This is a genomic window from Comamonas serinivorans, assembly GCF_002158865.1.
Taxonomy (GTDB): domain Bacteria; phylum Pseudomonadota; class Gammaproteobacteria; order Burkholderiales; family Burkholderiaceae_C; genus Comamonas_E; species Comamonas_E serinivorans.
Window position 1 is genome coordinate 3,174,886 of sequence record NZ_CP021455.1, and the last position, 17,071, is coordinate 3,191,956.

The 17,071-nt window shown below is 65.8% G+C and carries 17 protein-coding genes; 8 read left to right on the forward strand and 9 right to left on the reverse strand.

Going from position 1 to position 17,071, the window contains the following annotated elements; genetic code table 11:
- Positions 1-39 precede the first annotated feature (39 nt).
- Positions 40-1,005, forward strand: coding sequence for an NAD(P)H-dependent flavin oxidoreductase (locus CCO03_RS13470; protein ID WP_087281839.1), 966 nt, complete (start codon positions 40-42; stop codon positions 1,003-1,005).
- Positions 1,006-1,033: 28 nt separating this feature from the next.
- Positions 1,034-2,587 carry a class I adenylate-forming enzyme family protein gene (locus CCO03_RS13475; RefSeq protein ID WP_087281841.1) on the forward strand — a complete coding sequence of 518 codons (1,554 nt, stop codon included), beginning with the start codon at positions 1,034-1,036 and terminating at the stop codon, positions 2,585-2,587.
- A 398-nt stretch (positions 2,588-2,985) separates the two neighbouring features.
- On the opposite strand, the gene CCO03_RS19825 is transcribed toward CCO03_RS13475, so the two are convergent.
- The 4 genes from CCO03_RS19825 to CCO03_RS13500 all read right to left on the reverse strand — a co-directional run bounded on the left by CCO03_RS19825 (position 2,986) and on the right by CCO03_RS13500 (position 5,339).
- The gene (locus CCO03_RS19825) at positions 2,986-3,396 is read right to left on the reverse strand and encodes a hypothetical protein (protein ID WP_157667683.1); all 411 of its coding nucleotides are present in this window, start codon (positions 3,394-3,396) and stop codon (positions 2,986-2,988) included.
- Between the two features lie 84 nt (positions 3,397-3,480).
- The gene (locus CCO03_RS13490; RefSeq protein WP_087281847.1) at positions 3,481-4,809 is read right to left on the reverse strand and encodes a M16 family metallopeptidase; all 1,329 of its coding nucleotides are present in this window, start codon (positions 4,807-4,809) and stop codon (positions 3,481-3,483) included.
- A gap of 3 nt (positions 4,810-4,812) precedes the next feature.
- Positions 4,813-5,064, reverse strand: coding sequence for a helix-turn-helix domain-containing protein (locus CCO03_RS13495; RefSeq protein ID WP_087281849.1), 252 nt, complete (start codon positions 5,062-5,064; stop codon positions 4,813-4,815).
- A 92-nt stretch (positions 5,065-5,156) separates the two neighbouring features.
- The gene (locus CCO03_RS13500; protein WP_087284689.1) at positions 5,157-5,339 is read right to left on the reverse strand and encodes a helix-turn-helix domain-containing protein; all 183 of its coding nucleotides are present in this window, start codon (positions 5,337-5,339) and stop codon (positions 5,157-5,159) included.
- Between the two features lie 128 nt (positions 5,340-5,467).
- On the opposite strand from CCO03_RS13500, the gene CCO03_RS13505 reads away from it, so the two are divergent.
- The 3 genes from CCO03_RS13505 to CCO03_RS13515 all read left to right on the forward strand — a co-directional run bounded on the left by CCO03_RS13505 (position 5,468) and on the right by CCO03_RS13515 (position 7,288).
- The gene (locus CCO03_RS13505) at positions 5,468-6,244 is read left to right on the forward strand and encodes a hypothetical protein (protein WP_157667684.1); all 777 of its coding nucleotides are present in this window, start codon (positions 5,468-5,470) and stop codon (positions 6,242-6,244) included.
- A 74-nt stretch (positions 6,245-6,318) separates the two neighbouring features.
- A complete protein-coding gene (locus tag CCO03_RS13510; protein WP_087281853.1) occupies positions 6,319-6,762 on the forward strand; it encodes a hypothetical protein in 444 nt (147 codons plus the stop codon).
- A gap of 154 nt (positions 6,763-6,916) precedes the next feature.
- Positions 6,917-7,288, forward strand: coding sequence for a hypothetical protein (locus CCO03_RS13515; RefSeq protein ID WP_157667686.1), 372 nt, complete (start codon positions 6,917-6,919; stop codon positions 7,286-7,288).
- A 121-nt stretch (positions 7,289-7,409) separates the two neighbouring features.
- Here the strand turns inward: CCO03_RS13515 and CCO03_RS13520 are convergent, their stop codons facing one another.
- The 5 genes from CCO03_RS13520 to CCO03_RS13540 all read right to left on the reverse strand — a co-directional run bounded on the left by CCO03_RS13520 (position 7,410) and on the right by CCO03_RS13540 (position 13,444).
- Positions 7,410-9,818: a DNA polymerase II gene (locus tag CCO03_RS13520; protein WP_087281857.1), complete on the reverse strand. Its 2,409-nt coding sequence runs from the start codon at positions 9,816-9,818 to the stop codon at positions 7,410-7,412.
- Positions 9,819-9,963: 145 nt separating this feature from the next.
- Entirely contained in the window at positions 9,964-10,620 is a 657-nt protein-coding gene (locus CCO03_RS13525; protein ID WP_087281859.1) for a GIY-YIG nuclease family protein, read from the reverse strand.
- Between the two features lie 2 nt (positions 10,621-10,622).
- Positions 10,623-11,525: a plasmid recombination protein gene (locus CCO03_RS13530; RefSeq protein ID WP_087281862.1), complete on the reverse strand. Its 903-nt coding sequence runs from the start codon at positions 11,523-11,525 to the stop codon at positions 10,623-10,625.
- Positions 11,522-11,722 (reverse strand): helix-turn-helix transcriptional regulator, encoded by a 201-nt coding sequence (locus tag CCO03_RS13535; protein WP_087281864.1) that lies wholly within the window; start codon positions 11,720-11,722, stop codon positions 11,522-11,524. Before CCO03_RS13535 ends, CCO03_RS13530 begins: the two co-directional genes overlap by 4 nt.
- A 453-nt stretch (positions 11,723-12,175) precedes the next feature.
- On the reverse strand, positions 12,176-13,444 hold the full coding sequence (locus CCO03_RS13540; RefSeq protein ID WP_087281866.1) for a tyrosine-type recombinase/integrase: 1,269 nt from the start codon (positions 13,442-13,444) through the stop codon (positions 12,176-12,178).
- Between the two features lie 417 nt (positions 13,445-13,861).
- On the opposite strand from CCO03_RS13540, the gene CCO03_RS13545 reads away from it, so the two are divergent.
- The 3 genes from CCO03_RS13545 (at position 13,862) to CCO03_RS13560 (ending at position 16,929) form a co-directional block, all read left to right on the forward strand.
- Complete coding sequence (locus tag CCO03_RS13545; RefSeq protein ID WP_087281868.1) at positions 13,862-15,316, forward strand: SulP family inorganic anion transporter; 1,455 nt, start codon at positions 13,862-13,864, stop codon at positions 15,314-15,316.
- A 462-nt stretch (positions 15,317-15,778) separates the two neighbouring features.
- On the forward strand, positions 15,779-16,009 hold the full coding sequence (locus tag CCO03_RS13550; RefSeq protein WP_087281870.1) for a hypothetical protein: 231 nt from the start codon (positions 15,779-15,781) through the stop codon (positions 16,007-16,009).
- Positions 16,006-16,929 (forward strand): DNA/RNA non-specific endonuclease, encoded by a 924-nt coding sequence (locus CCO03_RS13560; protein WP_236903819.1) that lies wholly within the window; start codon positions 16,006-16,008, stop codon positions 16,927-16,929. The genes CCO03_RS13550 and CCO03_RS13560 overlap by 4 nt, the downstream gene beginning before the upstream one ends.
- Positions 16,930-17,071: the final 142 nt, after the last annotated feature.

A 17,071-nucleotide genomic window follows, 5' to 3' on the forward strand; every position in this document is an offset into this window, starting at 1 on the left:
CCCATACCCCACGATGCCTTGCATCGCCTGGAACCCGCCATGAGTTTGTCTCCCGCCTTGGCCGCACGCCTGCGCCTGCCGCTGATTGCCGCCCCCATGTTGCGCGTGTCCGGCCCCGACCTGGTAGCCGCCGCGTGCGCCAGCGGCGTGATCGGCGCCTTCCCCACCGTCAACGCCCGCGGCAGCGCCGAGCTGGATGCATGGCTCACACGCATCCACGCCCGGCTGGCCGAGGTGCCCGGCCCCGTGGCGCCCGTCTGTCCCAACATCATCATGCGGCGCCAGACCACCCTGGCCGACGACCTGGCGGTGCTGCTGCACCACCGCGTCGAGATGGTGATCGCCAGCGTGGGCTCGCCCGAAGCGGTGATTCAGCCGCTGCACGACATCGGCTGCCAGGTATTTGCCGACGTGGCCTCGATTCGCCATGCCGAGAAGGCGCTGGCGGTAGGTGCCGACGGCCTGGTGCTGCTGACGGCCGGCGCCGGCGGGCAGACCGGCTGGGCCAACCCCTTCGCCTTTGTGCGCGCGGTACGCGCCATGTTCGACGGGCCCATCGTGCTGTCCGGCGGCATGTCCGACGGCGCAGCACTGTGGGCCGCACGCGCACTGGGTTGTGACCTGGCCATGATGGGCACCCGCTTCATCGCCACGCCCGAAAGCATGGCAGGCCAGCCCCACAAGGCCATGCTGGTCGACAGTCGCCTGGACGACGTGATGCTGACCCAGGCCTTCACAGGCCTGGACGCCAACATGCTGCGGCCGTCCATCGTGGCAGCCGGCCTGGACCCCCGGGGGCTGGAAGGCAAGGTCTCACCCGAACGGGCCCGCGAGCTGTTCAGCGCACACGGCCAGGAGGCCACCGGCCCCAAACGCTGGGTGGACATCTGGAGCGCCGGCCACAGCGTGTCCGGGGTAACCGGCGTGCAGCCCGTGGCCGAGCTGGTCGAGCAGCTGGCCCACGAATACCAGGCCGCCCGGGCTCAGGCCCACGCCTTGGCTTGACCTGCTCCATACACCCAGGAGACCCCGCATGAGACTGGCCGACTACTTCGACAAAGCCGTGCGCACCGGCACGCGCGAACACGCCCTGGTGGAAGGCGATGTGCGCATCAGCCACCTCGAGGTGCAAGCCCAGGTGCACGCCATCGCCAACGCGATGGATGCCGATGCCGACATCCGCCCCGGCGCCCACGTGGCCATCTACTGCCCCAACCACTGGCGGGTGCCGGTGCTGCTGCTGGCCATCAACCGGGCCGACCGCGTCCGCCTGCCCGTGCACACGCGCAACCCGCTGGCCGTGAACCTGGAGGTGCTGGCCTTCATGGACTGCGAGGTGCTGTTCTTCCACAGCCGTTTCGAGCACGAGGTGGCCGAGATGCGCGCCGCGTTGCCCCGCCTGCGCCGCGTGATCTGCATCGACGCCGAATCGGCCCATGGCCCCAGCCTGGCGGCCTGGAGCGCGCCGCACCAGCGGCCCTACCTCTCACAGATGGAAGACCCGATGGCGCCGGCCTTTCTGCAGCCTACCGGCGGCACCACGGGCCCGTCGAAAGCCGCCATCCACACCCACCGCAGCGCCGAAATGATGCTGATCGGCAACCGGCTCAGCGGCGATCACGATGCCCACCACACCTACCTGGCTGTGGCCCCGCTGACCCACGCCGGTGGCACCGCAGCCCTGCACACGCTGTGCGCGGGCAACACCGTGGTGGTGCTGGACGACACCTCTCCCGCCGCGATCCTCGACGCCATCGAGCGGCATGGCGTGACCCATTTCTTCCTGCCGCCCACGCTGTTCTACCTGCTGCTGGCCGAGCTGGAGCGCGCCCCCCGCGCCCTGCCCTCGCTGCGGCAGCTGGGCGTGGGTGCGGCGCCTGTGTCCCCCGACAAGGTCAAGCAGGCGACGCGCATGCTGGGGCCCATCGTGGCCGAGGGCTATGGCCAGACCGAATGCGGGGCGCCAGTCACGCGCAAGGTTCCCGCCGACTACATCCACGCCGATGGCCGCTTCGACGAGGTCGCGCTGCGGTCCGCCGGCAAGGCCGTGGACACGGTCTGGGTCGAAATCATGGACGACCAGGGCCGGCTGCTGCCAGCCGGCGAACGCGGCGAAATCGTGGTACGCGGGGGCTCGCTGATGCTGGGCTACTACAAGAACGAGGCCGAGACGGCCCGCATCGACGCCTTCGGCTGGCGCCACACCGGCGACGTGGGCGTCAAGGACGAGCGCGGCTTCCTCACCATCGTGGACCGCGTGAAGGACATGATCGTGACCGGCGGCTTCAACGTCTACCCGGCGCAGGTCGAGCGCGTGATCCTGGAGTTCGACGCCGTGCAGGAATGCGCCGTGGTCGGCGTGCCCGACGACACCTGGGGCGAAGCGGTCAAGGCCGTGGTCGAGCTCAAACCCGGGCAGACCCTCGACGAGGGCGAGGTCATCGCGCTGTGCAAGGCCAGGCTCGGTGGTGTCTACGCCCCCAAATCGGTGGAGGTCTGGCCCAGCATCCCGCGCAGCGCCGTCGGCAAGACGCTGCGCCGTGAGGTGCGCGAGGCCTTCTGGCGTCAGCACTGGCGCGCGGTCTGAGGCCTGGGCGACCCCGCGCAGATCAGGTGAAACTTGCCACCTCGCCCTGGGCGAAAGATAGAGCTCGCGCAGCTTCCGCCCTCGGCCCCAGCGCCGGTGTACTCCGTCCAGGATGGAACGGGATTCACACAATTGGATGCGCGTGGTCTACCCCAGAAATTTGAGCCGTCGTCTAGGCCTCGCCGGCTCAAAGCTGCCGCAGCAGCGCCCGCTGCTCCCTGAGCACCTGGTTGACCTCCCGCGAGAGTGCCCGCAGGCGAGGCCTCAGGCCCCCTTTGAACGCGTTCAAGGCCGAGCGCTGCTTGCCCTCAACGCTTCTTGGACCGGTGGATTGGCGCCAGGGCTGGGTCTCGCGGATGCGCTGCGCCTGCTGCCGTCTTTGCTCGTCGCTCCACCGCCTAGCCGCCATGGGCTTGCTCCACTGTCAGTTCGTTTGGCGTCTTGGCCTCATTTCCCACGTGCGAGGACGCGACGCCGTTGTTCACCTGCTGGGTGTGCGCCACGTTGGCCTGGCGCACAAAGGCCACTTGCTTGGGCTGCTTGGCGTTGATCAACGCCTCCAGGGTCGCTCGGCCGTTGCTCTGGGCCTTCAGGGCGAGCTGGAGCAAGGCCTGCTGTTGAAGTCCCCTCGAAAACCTGAACCATCCGGAAGTAGAGAATTCCCCCAGCAGGACTTCATGGTGAATGTCGGCTTGCTGGCCCAAACTGGTATCCGACATGCGAGCGGCGAACGACCGCAGCCGCTGCTCAGCAGACATTGCCGATGACAACTCGAAGAACCGCAACGGCACATTGCGGTCAGCATTCATCCTCAGCCCTACTGTGACCTGATTCGAAGGTGTAGAGGTGTAGCCCACAGCAGAGCCTGCCACACACAGGGCCGTTACTGCACCTCAGGCTCCTTGGGCTTGCGCCAAGCTCACCGCCAGTTGCCGCGCACGCTTGGCACTCGCCCCCTTGCCCGTGATCGCCAGCGCGGGCGCATGGGCCAGCATGCGTTCGAAGACGGCGCGCACTTCGTCGGCGTTGATGTCCTCGATCATGGCCAGCGCATCGGCCATGGGCAGCACGTTGTCGCTGGCCAGCAGCTCTTCCACGGCCTGCTCCATCGTGGCGTAGGGGCGTTCCGCGGCACGCACGCGCGACACGGTCAGTTGGTTCCTGGCCCGCTCCAGGTGCACGGGGTCGATGGCGGCCGCCTGCGCACGCAGCAGCTCGCCCGTGGCCGCGACCAGCGCATCCAGCTTATCGGGCGTGGTCACCGCATGCACGACGAAGTTGCCCCAGACGTCGCCCTTGTCGATCGAGGCATTGGCGGTGTAGGCCAGGCCGAGTTGCTCCCGGATGGTGTCGACCAGGGGCGAGGACATGCCACTGCCGAAGAGGTTGGCGGCCAGCGCCGCCACCAGGCGCCAGCGCTGCTGGGGCAGCGCATCGGGCTGCGCCGGCGCCACGGGATAGGCGATGTTCAGGAACACCTGCGAGACCTGCGTGAAGCGCCGTGCGACGGTCTGGCCGACGTAAGCAGTGGGCGCCGGGGGCTGGGCCACCGCTGCATCGGGCGCAGCCGGCATGGCCCCGAACAGCTCCGCGGCCAGCGCCATCCAGGCCTCGACGTCGAAGTTGCCGGCCGCAGCCACGACCGTCTTCTGCGCCACGTAATGCGTCTGCACATGGCGCACCAGGTCGCTGCGCGTGAAGCCCTCGATGTTGGCGAGGGTGCCGATCACGGGCATGCCCATGGCGGCATCGCCCCAGATGGCGCGGTCCAGCAGGTCGTCGGCGCTGTCCTGCGGGTCTTCGTCGTACTCGATGGCTTCTTGCCGGATCACTTCCAGTTCGCGCTGTAGCTCACTCTCCGGGAAGGTGCTGTTGAGCACGATGTCGGCCGTCATGCGCAGCAGCTGGTCGGCATGCCAGCCCAGGCCGGTCATGAAGTAGGCCGTGCTGTCCTTGCCGGTGAAGGCGTTGACGTCGGCGCCCAGCCGCTCGGCGTCCAGGTTGATCGCCTGCACGGTGCGCGTGGCCGTGCCCTTGAACGCCATGTGCTCCAGCACGTGGCTGATGCCGTTGGTGGCCGGCGTCTCGTCGCGCGAGCCGACTCGCAGGAAGACCCCCACGCTAACGCTTTGCACATGCGGCATCGGGACAGCCAGCAGGCGCACACCGTTCGCAAGTTGACGCAGGACCGCAGCACCGCGGTTGTCAGGAGGCTGCACCATGACTCAGCTGGCTTGCTGCGGCAGGACGCCGACGCCGTAGAGCGCCAGCAGGCCGACCAGGTGGCCGACGGAGACGCCGGGCTCGCCCGCTTCGATGCGGCCAATGGTCTGCACGTGCACGCCCAGGCGCGCGGCCGCGGCGGCCTGGCCCTCACCAGCGGCCAGGCGTGCTGCCTTGGCTGCCGCGCCCAGGACACGGATGCTTTGCAAGGCGTCCTCGCCGATGTCTGTGGAAATGCGCTTGCCTTGGGTCATGCGGGAGATTGTCGCGTGAGGCTTCTAGCCGTGGAGCGAAGGTCAGGCCGTTCCAAGACGAGCGGACTTACCAGCAGGTCCGGGCACAAGCCTCAGCCTTCGTCGGTCTGCATCTGTGCAACCCGCTCAATCAACTCAAAGAACGTCAGATTCAGCGTCTTGGCAATGACTTCCAAGGCATTGATGGTGGGGTTCGCAAGGCCACGCTCCACTCGGCTGAGATAGGTCTGATAGAAGCCGCACCGTTCTGCGAACTCGACCTGACTCAACCCCATGGCCTGCCTTTGCACGCGGATGCATTGGCCAATCTGCGCTGACAAGGGGCGTTGCGACACCCAATGACTATCACTTTTATGCTCTAATTCACATAAACACTAATTCGTATATTTCACTGAGGAGCCCCATGCGAAACACCGCCCTTCCCATCCTGGCCCTGGCCGTTGCCCTCACCGCCTGTGGCGGCGGTGGCGATGACGACGATGTCGGCACGCCTTCTCCAACACCTTCTCCCGCACCCACGCCGGTGCCTGCGCCAACTCCCTCTGCGTCCGCCAGTCCCTTGAGCGGTGCCTGGCAGGGCACGGCCACGGATGGGAGTTCGCTCAATGCCGTGGTGCTGGATGACGGCAAGCTGTGGCTGGTGGGGCTGCGCGGTGGTCAGCCTTCGATTCAGGTGCATGGCGCCACTCAGGCGTCGTCTGGGCGTCTGTCGTCGAGCGTGCGTTATGTGGACTACGGCGCCCCCCTCTTCATCTCGGGTTCGCTGCAGGGCAGCTATGTGCCGGGCAGCTCGATCTCGGCGACGCTGACCGCTGGCGGTGTGGTGACAGGTCCGCACACCCTGACGCCGATGCCCAAGGCGGTGTTCGATTACGACCGGGCAGCGTCGCTGTCGGATGTGACGGGGTCGTGGGTGGCCCAGGGGACGCAGATCACGGTGCGCGCCGATGGTGCGTTCGAGACGTTGAGCAATGGGTGCCGCAACACGGGGACGGTGAAGCCGGATGCCCGCAAGAATGTGTTTGCGTTGAACCTGACGATGGGCGCTGCACCGTGTGCGTATCCGGGCCAGCGCCTGACGGGGGTGGTGGTGACGTTCTCGTCGGCGGGCAAGCCCACGCTGCTGGCCACGGCGCTGAATGATCAGCTGAGCTTGACGCTGCCTGCGGTGCGGCCATGACGCTGATGTCTCTTTCTGTGGGCGCTCCCGTCGTACGGGGCACGCGCACTCTGCGTCCCATTCGTTCATCCCGCTTGCGCTGGACCACGGCTGCGGTGATCGCGGTGGGTTTGCTGGGTGGGTGTTCTCACACGCAGTCGATGGCACCGGTGGGTGGCACGGGAGCGGCGTTGATGTATCCGCTCACCGATGCGCAGGCCGATCGGGTGTTGGCCACGGCGATGGCGAGCGAGTTCTCGGGCTCGCCCATCTCCCGGGTGGAGTTCCCGAACAAGGGCTACACGGCGACGATGCGCTTCTTGCTCGATTCGCACCAGATCACGGCGGTGCGGGTGCCAGCCCGGGGGAAGGCGCCAGAGCCATCCGCAGCGGGTGAGGCCCTGGTCGAGGGCTTTTACTTCGAGGTCAACGATGCGGGAACGATGCTGATCTCGGGACGCAACCGGGCGAGCAAGGTGTACGAGCGGATCGTGCACGAGGCTGGGCTGTTGACCAAGCCGTTGACTCAGGGGCGGTAACCTGGCTTGAAGGCCTGAACATGGCCTGAATCCGAGGCGGCTCCCGGATGCGGCTCCAGGATGGGGGCCGCTACACTTTGCGCCTTGTGGCTTGGTCAGCCGGTCTTCGGACGAGACGACTGGGGGGATTTGGTCCAGCTTGCAGCCCCCGGGCATGACGCCCAACGCTGCTAAAGAGGAGGAGCTCGTGATGAGGCTCAAATGCAAGCCAGGGGATCTGGCGATCGTGGTGCACGATGAAGAGGTCTGCAGCGCCAACATCGGGCGGCTGGTGCGGGTGGAGGGTCCACCCGAGGTCCACGCGCATTACGGCCGGGTGTGCTGGCTGATCTACCCGGTGGATCCCAGGCCCTGGTGGGTGATGCGATCAAGCGGCCCGGTGCAGCTGGTGATCACGGCCAGGCACTTCATCGATCACCCGGATGCTTGGTTGATGCCGGTGGGCCCGGAGGGTCAGGCGCTCAAGCGCAGGCGCCGGGCGGTGAAGAGCTCGCACGCGGCCGAGGACTTGGTGGTGGCTGTTTGAGGGGGGTGGTACGCACCCGTGCGTGGGGTGCGTACTGTGTGCGTATCGGGTGACTGGGTGGCAGCGGATACTGCCCTACAACGCCGGTCAATGCACCCGCGCCATTGAACTCAAGGCACCGCTAAAACAGCACCTCTTGTGCCGTCATCAGCGTCAGAAAGCTCTCCCCAAGGGGTTGGAGGATGGCGTCGGCGATGGGCTTGAGCTGCTTGATGAGGTAGTGGTTGTGATCGATGCGGGCACGCCGGGCCTCCAGCGGCTCGGGGCCGCTCACCGTCATCACATAGTGGATCCAGCCCCCGCGCTGGTACTGCTGGGGGCGGTTCAGCCGCGCGTTGTGCGCATCAGCCAGGCGCGCTGCCCGAACCTGGGGTGGCACGTTCACCTGGTAGGCGTCCAGCCGGTGACGCAGCCGTTTGCGGTAGACCAGCAACGCATCCATCTGGCCGGCCAGCATCGCCTGCACATAGTCGGCGATGTACGCCCGGTAAGGCTCACCGCGGAAGATGCGCAACAGCAGGCCCTCCTGAAACTGCCGTGCCAAGGGTGTCCAGTCGCTGCGCGCCATCTCCAGCCCGCGGTACACCATGGCCTCCTTGCCGCTGGCATCGACACTGAGCCCCGCATAGCGCTTCTTGCTGCCGACATCCGAGCCCCGGATGGTGGGCATGAAAAACTTCGCATAGTGGGTGTCGAACTCAATTTCCAGGAAGTTCTCGAGCTGCTCCTCTTCGCGCAGCTTGCGCGTCCACCACGCGTTGATGCGCTGCACCAGATCCGCTGCAATGGCGTGCGCCTCTTCGTTGGGGTGGGCGCGTTTGAGCCAGATGAAGATGGAGTCGGTGTCGCCGTAGATGACCTGGTAGCCGCGTTGCTCCACGAACGCACGGGTCAGCTTCATCACCTCGTGACCCCGCAAGGTCACAGCAGACACCAGCTTGGGGTTGAAGAAGCGGCACTCGGAGGCCCCCAGCACGCCCGCGAACGAATTCATGAGCAGCTTCAGTGCCTGGGACAGCGGTTGATTGCGTGCTCGCTTGGCGTCATCGCGTGCGAGCGAGAGCGTGGTCACGATGCCTGGCAGGCCGTGCTTCTCGCGCGAGAACAGCGTACCCTGGGGGCCCCGCACCAATCCTGTCTGCGCATCCACACTCGCATTTGCATTTGCATTTGCATTCGCGCCCTCCGCCAGACCCACCGGGTCCACCAGGAAAGTGCGGATGATGGAGGGGTACAGGCTCTTGTAGTCCAGGACCACGACGCAGTCGTAGAAGCCCGGCGTGGAGTCCATCACATAGCCGCCGGGAAAGGCTTTGGCCGCAATGTCTCCCACGTTCGGTGCCACATAGCCCAGGCGGTGCATGCGCGGCAGGTAATGGTGGCTGAAGGCGGCAATGGAGCCGCCAAAGCGATCTGCTTGCAAGCCTGTCGTCTGAGCGCGCTCGAGCACAAATTGCAGCAACTCCAGCTTGTCGAAGATGCGCAGCACCAGGGCGCAGTCGCGGATGTTGTAGCGGGCCAGGGCCGGCTTGTCTTCCCGGTAGCGCCGCTCGATCTCGGCCATCTTGTCGTAGGCATCGCCGATGTCCTTGCCCTCACCGAGCAGCTCCTGCGAGACCGCTTCCAGGCTGAACGACGGGAAGCTCCACATGCCTGCCCGCAGTGCCTCGATGCCGTCAATGACCAGGCGTCCAGGCATGGGCGCAAACAGGTAGCCCTGCCGGCCCGGGTGCGTGCGCCACGCGATGGGGCGTCCTTCACGACCGAGCAACAGCGGCACGGCGACCGCATCGGCGGTCTTTTGCAGCACCCGCAGGTCGAACTGGATGACGTTCCAGCCGATGATGACGTCGGGGTTTTGCAGCGCGAACCATGCATTGAGCTGCTCGATCATCTCCTGGTGGCTTGGACAGTACTGCAGCCTGAAGTCCACCGGAGCGGCTGCGTCCACCGGTGTCTCTCCCCACATCAAGACCACCCGGTCGCCGGCACTGTCCAGCGCGATGGAATAGAGGTCACCTGTGGCGCTCGTCTCGATGTCCAGCGACACGACCTTCAACATCGGACGCCAACTGGGGGTGGGCGTTAGCCTGCCATCGGTGATGGTGCTGCCCTGGTGCTGGCCTCCTCGGACCACCACGCCCGCCGTGATGAACCGCTCCATCAGGTAACGGTCGTGTGGGCGCACATCGGCTTCGTAGAGCGCAATCCCCAGTGGTTGGAGTGCACGCGCGAGCTTGCCGAGGTCACGGAACCTGCGCACGTAGATGCCGACGATGGGTTCCTGCTCAAACGTCTTCAGCCCCAGCTCTTTGACCTCCAAGCCCTGCAGCGCTGCCAACGGGGCTCGGGCTGCAGCCAGATGGCGCGCGGGCATGAAGGCCACCGAGATCTGCTGGGTCAGCACGACCTTCTTCGGCCCGTCCTCGGTGGCCAGCCAGAACTCAAGCTCGGTGCCATCGGGACCATCTCGCCAGTGGCGGGTGAGGATGAACCCCTGTAGGTCTGTGGGGGCAAGCGTAGGAGGCATCGGGTGAAACGCAGGGTGCACCGATTCAGATGCCTTCGGCGGGTTGGGCAGGGGCGAGCTTCAGGGGTACTGGTTTTTAACACAGCATTCAAGGCGTTGCCTTGGCTTGCTGGTCAGTCCGCCTGAAGCTCGTAGCTGTAGCTCATCAGGGCTCCCGGCCGATGGACTTCGTTGAGGCGGCGATGTTGCCCAGCGCACGCTCTCTGGCCACCACATTCCACACCGTCCGCTCGCAATGCATGTAGAGCTCGCCAGGACAGTCGAGCGCCATGGTGGCCAACTCAGCCGATTCGAGCGGCGTGTCGTGAAGCGTCATCCAGATGGCCAGCTCTGCGTACGTGAGGTCGCCCGCGATTGCGCGCGTCATCTCGCACGGCCCAGAGTTCTCCTTGGCCAGATCGGCAATCGACTTCGCGACAGGCCACAGGGCGAGCCAGCGCGCACTGTTCACGCTGTCCTCCATCCAGTCCAGGTGATCAGCGAGCACGTGTGGCTCTCGCTCTCGGACTGGCTTGTCGCACGGGGTGTCGAGCCAGTCATCAACGAAGCGGACAAGGTCGTCCACGTTGACGCCCGAGAACCATTCTCGAGTGATCCCTATCGATTGCTTTGAGAGGCGCTCAATGAGGGCGCGCTCGAGAGCGCTGGCATTGCCACACGCTCGAACAACCTGGCGCACAACATGAGCACCGGCAACGTGAATGAGCTGGGCGTGAGCCGCAATCACCCCCTTCGGGTCTTGCGTGCTGTAGCCGACCTTCACCAGCCCACTGCTGGCCTCGATGATGTAAACGAACGACATGTTCATGCCTCCAAGCGGTTTGCGGTTTGGGTGACGATGGCCTTGCTCTCGCGCACCACGTCGTTGAAGCATTCGAAGTCGCACAGGCTTCGCGTGGCATTGCCGAGCGCGTTGGACAGCCCTGTCAGGTTGATCTCTCCATTGCTCTGTCCTCCCTCGATCCCTACACAGGATGAATTCGTGTGAGCGAGGCGCTCCGCGACTCCCCCTTCAAACAGCTCAACCAGGGGCACCGGGTCTCTGCGGACTTGTTCGTCGATCAAGGGCCAGATGAGCTCGTGACGACTGGGGAGGTCCAGCCTCCGCAGGTGCGACAGCACCCAGTCGGCTGCCGCCCGTTTGGCCCCTGGCGCCATCTTCGGGGCCAGATGCCGCAGTCCGTGGCGCACCGCCACTTCTGAGCTGAACGCGGCCCTGAGCTGCTGCATGTTGGCCTTGTTGATGGGCGCGCTGCCCATGTAGCGGCCGTCACGCGCGGGGCTCAGGAGGATGTGCATGTGCGGGTGCTCCTCATCGTGGTGAACGACGGCGGAGAGCACGGGCAGGGCCATGCGCTGGCGGAGCCAAGCCAGGCTCGCTTCGAAGTAGCCCATGACGTCGATGCCACTCCAGGAGGGGACGCTGATCACGAACTCGATCGCCTGGCAGTGGTCGCGCCGCTTGAAGCGTTGGGCGTTGTCGCAGGCTTGCTTGAGGCGCTCGGCTTGCTCAACCACCTCGCACGCCCGGCTGGGGCCTGCCAGGACGCGATTGGGCTCAGTTGCCGGGTTGAACGACCGCAATGGACCGGACGGCAGCTCTCGCAAGTTGTGTTGGGCCGCGGCCAGCAGGCTTTGGGGCTTGCGGTTGCCGCAGCGAGACAGGCCGATGCTCTTTCCAAGGAAGCACATGGCTGGCGACTTCATACGCCCTCCTGCTGCTGGGACGCAGAGGCGATCAGGCGATCGATGTCGGCGGAGCGCCAGCAGGTGGTGCGTGGCCCCAGCTTCACAGCTTGGGGGAAGCGGCCTGACTTGACGCCGGCCCACCAGGTGGCACGGCTGACGGGGACGCGCTTGAGCACGTCGGGCAAACGCAGTAACGAATCGGGTTGATCCAGCATGGATGTTCTCGGTCAAAAAGGACAAGAACACCGGGGCGCGGGTGGACTCGAATTGCGGGTCGCAATTTTGGGTCCACCGCGCTATGATTCAAATGCTTATCCGTCGAAAGTAAAGCACTTGCATCGGTCTCCGGTGCATCGGACCCCGTTGGTTGCATTTGCAGCCAACGGGGTTTGTCTTGGCAGGACCTTATTGGACCCGCATCGACGTAGATGACTTTACGTGAGGCTGAGATGCCCGCGAGCTTGATTTCACTTGGCATGATCTCATAAGTTATTGATTTCACGGCTATTTTTGAGATGATTTGCGCAACAATCTCCAGGGCTTCCCTGAGTAAATGCGGTCGCTTGAATTTGAGTCCGAAGGCCGGCCCATCGGCGTGACGATGGGTCGTGTGATGAGGATCGGCCCTTGGCCCATGGAGTCGATCAACTGCGCGGCGGCCCACGTCTTCAGGTATGGGCCGATCTGGACGACCCACAGTAGCTGGCCCAATCCGCCATCAGGCCGGCACGCTTGGCCAGCAGATCCCCGCGCTGGTACGCGGCTTCCACCCCGTCGGCCAGCTTGTGCGCCAGCGCATGCTCACACACCTCTCTGGGGTAGGTGGTGGTCTCGCCCGCCCAGTCTCGAAACGTCGATCGAAAGCCATGCTGGGTGAGATGGCCTCGGCCCATGCGACGCAGGACTGCGGTGAGGGACATGTTCGAGAGTTGCTTGCCTTTGGGGGCGAGGAAGACGTGTTCATTCCCGACTTGTCGTGGCAAGGCCTGGAGCAAGGTGATGGCGTCGTCGGCCAGAGGGACTCGGTGTTCCTTGCCGGCCTTCATGCGCGAGGCGGGGATGGTCCATGTTCGGGCTTTGAAGTCGATTTCTGACCACTGAGCCCCTCGGACTTCGCCAGAGCGTGCGGCCGTCAGGATGGCGAACTCCAGGGCACGGGCTGAGACGCCGTCGCGGGTGCGCAGCTCGGCCATGAAGGTGGCCATGTCGGCGTAGGCCAGGGCTGGATGGTGCTCGACCTTTTGCACCTTGCTGCGGGCGGGCAGTTCGTGTTCGAGGTGGCCTTTCCACCGCGCAGGGTTCTCGCCTTGGCGATAGCCTCGGAATGAGGCCCAGTCCAGGATGACTTCCATGCGCCCACGCAGGCGGCTGGCGGTCTCGGTCTTGTGCAGCCACAGGGTTTCCTGGGCACCGGACTCACCGATGCGTTGCTGCAAGACGTCCAGAACAAGGCCGGTGTCGATGGCGGCAATGGGCAGGTGTCCCAACTTGGGGTAGACGTAGCTGGCCAGGGTGTTCTCCCATTGCTGGGCATGCTTGGCATTCTTCCAACCGGCTCGGTTGGCAGCGATGTAGGCTTGCGCGCATTCTTCGAAGGTCTTGGCCTTGGTCGATGCAAGGGCCGCCTCGGCTTTGCTGGCCTGGCGCTTGAGCACGGGGTCTTCGCCGTCACGCACTTGCCGGCGCATCTCGCGCGCACGCTCCCTGGCTTCGGCGAGGGAGACCTCCGGGAAGCTGCCCAGGCCCACGTCACGGCGGTGGATGCGGGGCTGGCCATCGGCGCCTGGCCGAGTGCCTACGGCGATGCGCAGCACCCAGGCTCTGGAGGCGCCCACGACCCGCAAGTGCAAGCCATCCACACCGCCCACGGCATGGCGCCCATCCTCCTTGATCTTGGCGACGGCCAGGGCCGACAACTCCTTCGCTTTCTTGGGCATGAGACTCTCCGCCTAACTTTCTGACCCACATCTTAGCCCACATCAGGTGCTGGATTTTGGCAGAGTTGGTTGAATGAGGTTGGACAACAACACAACCCAAATCATTGATATTGCTGGCCAATTCATACCATCTTGGACATTGCTGGATGTTTGAATGGCGGACTCTCGCTCCGCCACTACACTGAAAAAACCACCCTCACGGGTGGTTTTTTTTCGCCCCGTGCGGGCAGCCGCCTGGCCACCCCGCGCGATCGCAGGCGGGGCGACGCCACCGTCGGCCACCCGTCCTGCCGCCCGGACGGTGCGCATCGCTCATCGCCACACCCGATCAGGTCAGCCAGTATCCAGCCCTTAGCGATACTCATCAGACGCAAACAACTGCATACCCTTTGGGCACCCTCTCCCCTGTCCTGCACCATGTCTTCTCACCCGTCCTTGCGCGCCGATTGGGCGCCCAGCATCCCGCGCGAACTCATGGCCGGCGCGGTCGCCACGTTTGCGTTGATCCCCGAAGTCATCGCCTTTTCGTTTGTGGCCGGCGTCGATCCGGCGGTCGGCCTGTTCGCCTCCTTCGTCATCAGCATCGTGATCGCGTTCGCGGGTGGGCGGCCCGCCATGGTGTCGGCCGCCGCCGGTTCGGTGGCCTTGGTGGCTGCGCCCCTGGTTCAATCGCACGGCGTGGCCTACCTGTTCGCGGCGGGCTTGCTGGCGGGCGTGGTGCAGATCCTGTTCGGATGGCTGCGGCTGGGCGTGCTGATGCGCTACGTGTCAGGTTCGGTGCGCACGGGTTTTGTGAATGCGCTGGCCATCCTGATCTTTGCCGCGCAGCTGCCCCACCTCACCGGTGCCAACGGCGCGACCTGGGCCATGCTGTGCGCAGGCTTGCTCATCATCTACGGCCTGCCCAGGCTCACCACCGCGGTGCCGTCGCCGCTGGTCTGCATCGTCGTGCTCACGGTCGCCGCCAGCACGCTGAACCTGCCGGTGAAAACGGTGGCCGACCTCGGCCTGCTGCCCGATGGCCTGCCGAGCTTCGCCTGGCCCCAGGTGCCCGTGACACTGGGCACGCTGCAGATCATCGCCCTGCCCGCGCTGGCCATCGCCATGGTCGGCCTGCTGGAGTCCATGATGACGGCCAGCGTGGTGGATGAGCTGACGGACACGCCCAGCAACAAGAACCGCGAAGCCAGCGGCCTGGGCCTGGCCAACATCGCCGCCAGCCTGTTTGGCGGCATTGCCGGCTGCGGCATGATCGGCCAGACCGTGGGCAACGTGCGCTATGGCGGGCGTGGCCGCCTGTCCACGCTGTTTGCCGGCGCCTTCCTGCTGATCCTGATGGTGTTGCTCAAGCCCTGGGTGTCTCAGGTGCCGATCGCGGCCCTGGTGGCCATCATGGTCATGGTGTCGGCGTCCACCCTCGACTGGGGCTCGGCCCGCGCGCTGCTGCGCCATCCCAAGCTCTCCAGCGTCGTGATGCTGGCCACGGTGGTGGTCACGGTGGCCACGGACAACCTGGCGGCCGGGGTCGTGGTGGGCGTGTTGCTCAGCGGGGTGTTCTTCACCTTCAAGGTCTCGCGGCTGTTGGCGGTGGACGTCGACGACCGGGGCGCGGACAGCCTGAGCTACCGCGTGAGCGGGCAGGTGTTCTTTGCCTCCGCCGACCTGCTGGTCGATGCCTTCGACGTGCGCGACGTCGCCGGCCGGCCAGTGCGCATCGACCTGACCAACGCCCATTTCTGGGACATCACGGCCGTCAACGCCCTGGACAAGGTCTGCCAGCGCCTCCGCAAACACGGCAGCCCGGTCGAGGTCATCGGCCTGAACGCGCACAGCCGCGCACTCGTGGCCCGGCTGGACCTGGGCATCGAGTGACGGGTGAAACCGGGCGCCAGAGCCAGGCCAGGGCGCAGCACCTGCTGGCGCACCGGGTCGCGCCTGAGCGGCACTCGTTGCCGCGCGCATGGACGCTCCAACCTCTGACGGCAAAGCCAACCCGACGCGTGGTCGATGGCCCATCGGCATCTGACACCTCGCGGCGGCGGCCACACCTGCGCTTGCGCGTCGTGGCTCAGGGCAGCGCCGGCTGATCAGGTGCATCCACCTTGGATCAGGTCGACACACTTTCATGCAGTATGAGCCTTATGCCGTTTGAAAAACCATCGGAGTGGGTCGATACTGCCCATCTGTTGGCTTCATCCTTTGCGCGCATCGCCTGCCAATCCTTCCCTGTCTCCGCCAGAGGCATTCTGCTGCTACCCGGCCTGCAGCCCTGAAAAACACCCCAAAAATTACTGTATATTTACACAGTTCAAACAGGCCATCCTCTCCGCAGACATGCAACAGATCACCCTCTACTTCTGGCGCGTGCAAGACCCACGCACCGGCAAGTGGTACACCACCCCGCACCGCGCCACGGAGGCGGACATCCGGCGCGAACACCCCGAGGCCGAGTGCATGCCGGCCGAGAGCCTGACGCTGGACCTGCCCGAAACGCCGGAAGACCTGGCGCAGCGCCTGCGCGTCGAACGCATCCACTACCCCACCACACCCGGCATGGGGGGTTGAGCGTGGCGTCATCCCCAAGCGCCGGCGCCCGCAGCCGGACCTCAGCCCGGCGTTCGCCCGCTGCCCGGCGGTCGGGTGGCCGCACCCGTCAACAGCTTCAGCTGGCCAAGGGCAAGGCCCAGCGGTTCTGGACCAGTTTCACCAGCAGTGCGCTGGCGGCGTTCACAGCGGTCAGCTGCGTGCTGCACCCCGAGCTGCTCACGCCGCCCATCAGCACCAGCGCGAACCGGCCCGGCGCGCAGGCCGTCGGCTTCGACAAATGCCCCGGCCTGTTCCCGGGCGGCAGGCCGCCGCCCATGCCGTCGTCCAGCGCCTGGCGCGAACTGTGCTTCAACAGCTTTGCCGTGCTGCACAACGCCGACACCAAGACGCCGGTCTTCGTCGTCGAGCGGCTGAACAAGGCCTCGCTGCGCGCCGCCCAAAACCAGCAGCGCACCGACCAGTTCTACCCCGAAGCCCGCCTGCCTTTCAGCCATCGCGCCCAGCTCGACGACTACAGGGGCAGCGGCTATGCCCGCGGCCACCTGGCCCCGGCCGCCGACATGAGCAGCCCGCAGGCCATGGCGCAGAGCTTCTCGCTCGCCAACATCGTGCCGCAGGACCCGGCCCACAACGCGGGCGCCTGGCTCAAGATCGAGCAGGACACGCGGCAGTATGTGAAGCGCGCGCGAGGCGATGTGTTCGTGTTCTCAGGCCCGGTGTACAGCGGTCGCAGCCGCGCCATCGGCCCCGGTCGCGTGGCCGTGCCCACGCACCTGTTCAAGCTGGTGTACGACGCCAGCACCGGCCGCGCCTGGGCCCACTGGCAGGCCAACGACCCCAAGGCCCGTGTGACGGCGCCCCTCAGCTACGCCGACTTCGTCCAGAAAACCGGCCTGCGCTTGCTCGCATCGGCCCAGGCCGCGCACGCCCTGCCTTAGCGTTTGCGTCGGGCGGTCGCGCCATGCCAAGCGTGCACGGCGCGGCCTGAAAGACGCTGGGACGCGTCCGAACCCGGACTGTCCCGGCAGCGGCAAGTGACACCTTGCCCAGATTGCTCGCCGCTGTCTGCAGCATCACGCG

Coding starts and splice junctions, on each gene's coding strand:
- CCO03_RS13470 (WP_087281839.1), top strand. CDS start 40: ATGAGTTTGTCTCCCGCCTTGGCCGCACGCCTGCGCCTGCCGCTGATT.
- CCO03_RS13475 (WP_087281841.1), top strand. CDS start 1,034: ATGAGACTGGCCGACTACTTCGACAAAGCCGTGCGCACCGGCACGCGC.
- CCO03_RS19825 (WP_157667683.1), bottom strand. CDS start 3,396: ATGAATGCTGACCGCAATGTGCCGTTGCGGTTCTTCGAGTTGTCATCG.
- CCO03_RS13490 (WP_087281847.1), bottom strand. CDS start 4,809: ATGGTGCAGCCTCCTGACAACCGCGGTGCTGCGGTCCTGCGTCAACTT.
- CCO03_RS13495 (WP_087281849.1), bottom strand. CDS start 5,064: ATGACCCAAGGCAAGCGCATTTCCACAGACATCGGCGAGGACGCCTTG.
- CCO03_RS13500 (WP_087284689.1), bottom strand. CDS start 5,339: ATGGGGTTGAGTCAGGTCGAGTTCGCAGAACGGTGCGGCTTCTATCAG.
- CCO03_RS13505 (WP_157667684.1), top strand. CDS start 5,468: ATGCGAAACACCGCCCTTCCCATCCTGGCCCTGGCCGTTGCCCTCACC.
- CCO03_RS13515 (WP_157667686.1), top strand. CDS start 6,917: ATGACGCCCAACGCTGCTAAAGAGGAGGAGCTCGTGATGAGGCTCAAA.
- CCO03_RS13520 (WP_087281857.1), bottom strand. CDS start 9,818: ATGCCTCCTACGCTTGCCCCCACAGACCTACAGGGGTTCATCCTCACC.
- CCO03_RS13525 (WP_087281859.1), bottom strand. CDS start 10,620: ATGTCGTTCGTTTACATCATCGAGGCCAGCAGTGGGCTGGTGAAGGTC.
- CCO03_RS13530 (WP_087281862.1), bottom strand. CDS start 11,525: ATGAAGTCGCCAGCCATGTGCTTCCTTGGAAAGAGCATCGGCCTGTCT.
- CCO03_RS13535 (WP_087281864.1), bottom strand. CDS start 11,722: ATGCTGGATCAACCCGATTCGTTACTGCGTTTGCCCGACGTGCTCAAG.
- CCO03_RS13540 (WP_087281866.1), bottom strand. CDS start 13,444: ATGCCCAAGAAAGCGAAGGAGTTGTCGGCCCTGGCCGTCGCCAAGATC.
- CCO03_RS13545 (WP_087281868.1), top strand. CDS start 13,862: ATGTCTTCTCACCCGTCCTTGCGCGCCGATTGGGCGCCCAGCATCCCG.
- CCO03_RS13550 (WP_087281870.1), top strand. CDS start 15,779: ATGCAACAGATCACCCTCTACTTCTGGCGCGTGCAAGACCCACGCACC.